The following is a 5,419-nucleotide window of genomic DNA, read 5'->3' as shown; positions in this document are numbered from 1 at the left end:
GGTGTCAGGGATCAGGGGTCGGAGGTCAGTGAACAGCAACGAGTAACGAGCAACGAGCATTATGGCCGCGAGCAAACAACATAAAGGGGAGGGCCACCGGCAGCGGTTGCGGGAAAAATTTCTGAAATCAGGCCTGTCGGGATTCCATGACTATGAAGTGGTTGAGCTCCTTTTAACCCTGGTCACTCCGCGAAAAGACTGTAAGACTGCTGCCAAGTCCGCCTTGCAACGCTTCAAAACGCTGCCGGGTGTACTTGAAGCGTCTGCCAAGGAGCTTTGCGAAGTCGAAGGGATCGGCCCTAAAAACCTGCTGGGCATCAAGCTGGTAAAGGCTGTTGGGGATCGGTATCTTGAGCAGAAATTAATCGAGAAAGATCTCTTGAACAACTCCAAAGAGCTGTTCGACTACCTTTACCACAGCATCAGAGACAAAAGCCGTGAATGTTTTAATGTAATTTTCCTGGATGCCAAAAACCGTGTTATTACTACCGAGACGCTCTTTGAGGGGACTTTAACTGCAAGCTCTGTTTATCCGCGGGAGGTGGTAGTTGCGGCTTTGAATCATCATGCCGCCGCCCTGATTTTTGCCCACAACCATCCTTCAGGCGATCCCGAGCCGTCGGCAGAGGATGTGGCCATTACCCGCCGGCTCGTTTTCAGCTGCAGGGTAGTTGGCATTACGGTGCATGAGCATCTGATTGTAGGTAACAACAGATATTTCAGTTTTGCGGATCAAGGTTATATCGCCCGGATGAATCGCGAGTTTGATACGCAAACTCAAAATGACTAAAATGGTGCATAACAATAAATTACCGTCGTGTTTTAGCCGGCTTGATACTGTTTTTCCAAAAGGTAAGGACGGCTTGAGGGAAACCCCGGAGAAATGCCTGTTATGTTACCACAAAACAGAATGTTTAAAAGTTGCCCTGCAGGCGACGGACGGCCTTCGCGTCCGGGAAGAATTAGTAGACAGGGCCTATGCGTCCGGTTTGATGAGTTTTCTGGAAAGGTGGTCCCAAAAAAAAGAGTTGCGGCGTAAAATAGAAGCGAAGGCCAAAGGCTGACATGGAAGGATAGGGCCATGAAAACGATCAAAGATATAGATATTGCAGGTAAAAAAGTCTTTTTCAGGGTTGATTTTAACGTGCCCCTGGATGAGCAACAGAATATTGAGAATGATACCAGAATAAAGGCAGTTTTGCCTACCCTGCAATATGCCATGGACCATAAGGCCAAGCTGATCGTGGCCTCGCATATGGGACGACCGGAGGGGAAAAAAGTGCCGGAACTCAGCCTGGCTCCCGTGGCTAAACGCCTTGGGCGGCTCCTTGAAAAAGAAGTTATAATGGCCAATGACTGCGTCGGTTCAGAAACAAGTGAATTGGTGTCGAATATGAAACTGGGTGATGTTGTTCTACTTGAGAATTTGCGCTACCATACCGAGGAGCAAAAAAACGACGATGAGTTTGCAAGGGCGCTGGCGGAACTTTGTGACGTGTATATCAATGACGCCTTTGCCGTATCGCATCGTATCAATGCATCTGTGGTCGCCATAACAAAATTTGCGCCGGTCTGCGCCGCCGGATTTTTGCTTCAGAAGGAGCTGGACTATTTCAAGCAGGCCATTGCCGATCCCATGCGCCCCCTGGTCGCCATTGTCGGCGGTTCAAAAGTGTCGGACAAACTGGGAGCGCTGGAGAACATGCTGGAGCATGTCGACAAGTTCATCATCGGCGGGTCCATGGCCAACACATTCCTGAAATGTTCAGGTCATAGTGTCGGCCGGTCAAGAGTAGAAGATAATCTTAGTGAAATAGCATGTGCCGTGATGAAGATGGCTGCTGAAAGGGGCATCAAATTCTATCTTCCGATAGATGCGGTGGTGGCGAGCCGTTTTGATCCTAAGGCTGAAATAAAGATTGTTCCGATACAGGAAATACCGCATGATTGGATAGTTATGGATATTGGTCCGGCCACGTCTTTACTATTCTCAGAGGCTCTGTACGACGCCAAGACAATTGTCTGGAATGGCCCTTTGGGCGTATTTGAAATGGATGCCTTCAGCCGGGGAACAATCGCCATGGTGCACAGTGTGGCCAACTCCTACGCGCTCTCCATCGTCGGCGGCGGCGATACGGATATCGCTCTCCACAAAACCGGGGAAATGGACAGAATAACCTACGTTTCAACAGGCGGGGGAGCTTTTCTCACCCTTCTGGAGGGTGAGACCCTGCCGGCGGTAGCTGCTCTGGATGCGGTCAATAAAAAAGCGTCCTAAAGTCCGGCATCTTTCAACCAGCCAAATTCAGCTAAAATCCATTATTCCACAATTCCATTATTCCAATTGGGGCAAAGCCCCCAAGTTCGTTTTAACTCAATTAAGATAATACCCCGTTGACGACAGCCTTAAATAATGGTATTAAAAGAAAATATCGTTATTTCAGACCTCGTCATTCACCAGATAAAAATGACCGTAGACCGTTATATACTGCGGGATTTCACAAAAATTGGACATCCGGTCGGTCTGGGTTAGGAGGTTCAGCCTGCGACGAGCTCAGCCGAGTCGGGTTAATCGCTTGGCGCTTTTTTTCTATACCATTGATTCCATAGGGGTAATTAAATGAGGGGATCAACCTCTGAACCTTTGAACATTGAACCTTTGAACCCAACTCTTTGATTAGAAATGGCGTGTTTTGTCCAAAATTTTCCCCGCAATCTGTCATTATTTATGAGGTCTATATTTATAAAAGCAGGAGAAGATATTGGCTTTCTGGAGCGTTAGAGAAGAACTTAGTCAGGCCAGCAGATTAAGGCGTTCTTATTACGAACTTTTGCGGGATGAAATGGACCGGCACATTCTTCAGTATGCGCTGATAGATTCCTATAATAATTTCCGCAGCCGCAGGATTCCCTACCCGTTTGTAGGAAAGCGCGAGCTGAAACCCCGCGCGCGCATTCCTGGAATAGAGCATAAACCTCAGAATGCTTTTCTGGTGCTTTTTGTGGAGGAGACTATCGCGGAAGCCCACAAGAAATATATACGGTTCCTTAACGTCAATAAAACCACCAAAAAAAATCTTCTCGGTTACGAATCGCTGCCGCTTTCGGGCAAATTCGAAAGAAGCCGGAAATACCTGGGGTCAGCCCATTTTATTGATTTACTGAAATTGTTGCTTCCCGTGGATTATGCTCTCCTTATCCAAAGAGATCCGGCCAGCAAGCTTAAGGATCGATACAGCCTTTCCCACTTTCACGTGCGCGTCGACTGGCCGATTGCCGATGCCGCCGAGGATCTGGCCTGCAGCCTGCGCTATATATCAAAGGACCTGTATGAGAAAGGGGATAAATACGCCGAAGATATTCAGAAAAAGTTTTTTGAATATTACTGCATGCCTGTTATGATCGGCGGCAGAAGGACTGCCGCTATTGTGGCCTCCCAGTATATGAAAAGAAGTCCGTGTATTACGACGGTGTACGCCGGCAGCAGTGAATCCAGGGCGTTGATCCGAATTTCTGAAAGGGGTGTTTCCAAATCTATTCTGATGAAGTTTACAAACGAAGAGCTGGATCAGATTGCCGCGGCCGGCAACCTTGCGCCCAGGACGTTTAAAAAAAATTATGTCGTGGAGCGTGAAAAAAAAGATGGTATCTGTATCTTTCAGGCCACCTACGCCATCACCAATCATGCCAGGCCGCCGGACGACGGCAAATTACGGGAGCTCAAGCCTGACTTAAACTGGTTGTCGGTCGGCGGGCAGCATATTCTTCCCAAACCGGGCGTATGGAAGTATCCGCCGCTGCCCCTAAATGTCATCTACACCTAATTTATCCATTATACCAATGTAAACACAGTCCTTCTGTCCGATAAGGGATGATTTGCTCTACCTATATCCATAAGAGTTTCTAAAGTGTAACTTCTTTCCGCTACCATTAATTGTGTTAGGTAAGGGGAGATGACCATGCCTTTCAAGATTTCATATTTTAAAGTTTTTGTTCTGATAACTTTGATCTTCTTGGCATTTATTCCTAATGCCGTTGCCCAATCTTTCAGCTTTGCAGGATCTTTGATGATAGCCCAGAATCAACCTGGCTGGGAAGTCTATTTTAAAGTGGCCGATCAAGAGGCGCTTAATAAGCTCAGGCAAATGACGGCCGCAGAGATTGAAGCTCTGGATACCAAACTTGCCGAGGCCCTTATTCTTTATTATGACAGAAAATTCGCCCGTGCTCTGCCTATTTTTAGGGAGATAGCGGGCCAGGTGGAGACTATGGATGTTATGTTCTGGATCGGTACAAGCGCCATGCAAGTCGGTGAGGCCCGGCTGGCCATCGAGAAGTTTAAAAGGATGCTGGAGATCGATGCCCTGCTGCATCGGGTCAGGCTGGAACTGGCAACGACATACTTTGGCATGGGGCGCTACGAGGAAGCGCGTCGGGAGCTGGAGACCGTACAGGCGGCTTCCCCGCCTCCGGGAGTGCAGCAAAACATTGAAAAGCTGATGGAGGCCATCGAGGAAAGGACCAAGAAGTTATTCTATAATCTGCGGTTTTCTCTGGGGTACTTATGGGACGACAATATCAGCTCCGGCCCCGAACAAAAGAGTTATAATGTCGCGAGCGGGATGTTTACTCCGAGTCCAACGACGGCCAAGCTAAGGGACGAGGCCCTGGTAACCAACCTGGCCGGCAACGTACTTTATGATATTGGTGTTAGAAAGAGAATGATGTGGAACACCACCGCATCCTTTTATAGCAAGGCTTATTCTGATTACAGCCAGTTCAATTACACGGCACTCGATTTCACTACCGGTCCCTGGTTGGTCTATACCCGTGACATTATCAAAATTCCCTTTGGTTATTTTGAAAGCGAATACGAAAGCGACCGGCTTTCGCAAGCTTTTCATGTGGATCCGAATTACGAGCATCATTTTAATCCAAATTTCAGTCTCAAAGGGCTCTATTCCTTTACTAACGAAAACTACTATGCAGACAATCGAGGCGATCTGGACAACAAGAACCACCTCTTTGAGCTGATACCCACCGTGTATCTGTATAATCGCAGTCATATTATCTCGGCGACTGTCGCCTACGAGAATCACAATGCCGAATCGGCCAGCTATTCCTATGCCGACCCCTATTTTGCCGGTTCTTATTTAGTAACATTTCCCAACGGAACGGAGCTTTTCTTGCGATACCAGTATGCACGCAGAGAATATGACGACAAACCGTTACTTTACAACCAGTTCCGTACGGATAAGCGCAACTCGATTACAGCGGTTGTCAGTCAGGGATTTTTAAAATACTTCTTTGCCTCTTTTGCGTTTGGTTACACAGACAATGATTCCAACTTAGAGCTGTATGATTATGATAAAACAACCTACACCATTAGTATGGGATGCAGGTTCTGACTTCCAATTGA

General features: G+C 47.5%; 5 protein-coding genes. All 5 read left to right on the top strand.

What is annotated here, in order from left to right:
• Positions 1-61: 61 nt before the first annotated feature.
• Positions 62-790 carry a RadC family protein gene (radC, locus tag V3S16_RS17560; RefSeq protein WP_413887323.1) on the top strand — a complete coding sequence of 243 codons (729 nt, stop codon included), beginning with the start codon at positions 62-64 and terminating at the stop codon, positions 788-790.
• On the top strand, positions 783-1,064 hold the full coding sequence (locus V3S16_RS17555; protein ID WP_413887321.1) for a hypothetical protein: 282 nt from the start codon (positions 783-785) through the stop codon (positions 1,062-1,064). The genes radC and V3S16_RS17555 overlap by 8 nt, the downstream gene beginning before the upstream one ends.
• Positions 1,065-1,081: 17 nt before the next feature.
• The gene (locus tag V3S16_RS17550; RefSeq protein WP_413887319.1) at positions 1,082-2,278 is read left to right on the top strand and encodes a phosphoglycerate kinase; all 1,197 of its coding nucleotides are present in this window, start codon (positions 1,082-1,084) and stop codon (positions 2,276-2,278) included.
• A 484-nt stretch (positions 2,279-2,762) separates the two neighbouring features.
• A complete protein-coding gene (locus V3S16_RS17545) occupies positions 2,763-3,824 on the top strand; it encodes a hypothetical protein (RefSeq protein WP_413887317.1) in 1,062 nt (353 codons plus the stop codon).
• Between the two features lie 135 nt (positions 3,825-3,959).
• A complete protein-coding gene (locus tag V3S16_RS17540) occupies positions 3,960-5,408 on the top strand; it encodes a surface lipoprotein assembly modifier (protein ID WP_413887315.1) in 1,449 nt (482 codons plus the stop codon).
• The last annotated feature ends 11 nt before the right edge of the window (positions 5,409-5,419 follow it).

Origin of the sequence: Candidatus Desulfatibia sp., assembly GCF_036446775.1 — a bacterium.
Taxonomy (GTDB): Bacteria; Desulfobacterota; Desulfobacteria; order Desulfobacterales; family UBA11574; genus Desulfatibia_A.
This window is presented reverse-complemented; position numbering and strand designations above follow the sequence as displayed.

Excerpts from the sequence above, each read along its gene's own strand:
- V3S16_RS17550 (WP_413887319.1), top strand. The coding sequence starts at position 1,082 with ATGAAAACGATCAAAGATATAGATATTGCAGGTAAAAAAGTCTTTTTC.
- V3S16_RS17555 (WP_413887321.1), top strand. The coding sequence starts at position 783 with ATGACTAAAATGGTGCATAACAATAAATTACCGTCGTGTTTTAGCCGG.
- V3S16_RS17540 (WP_413887315.1), top strand. The coding sequence starts at position 3,960 with ATGCCTTTCAAGATTTCATATTTTAAAGTTTTTGTTCTGATAACTTTG.
- radC (WP_413887323.1), top strand. The coding sequence starts at position 62 with ATGGCCGCGAGCAAACAACATAAAGGGGAGGGCCACCGGCAGCGGTTG.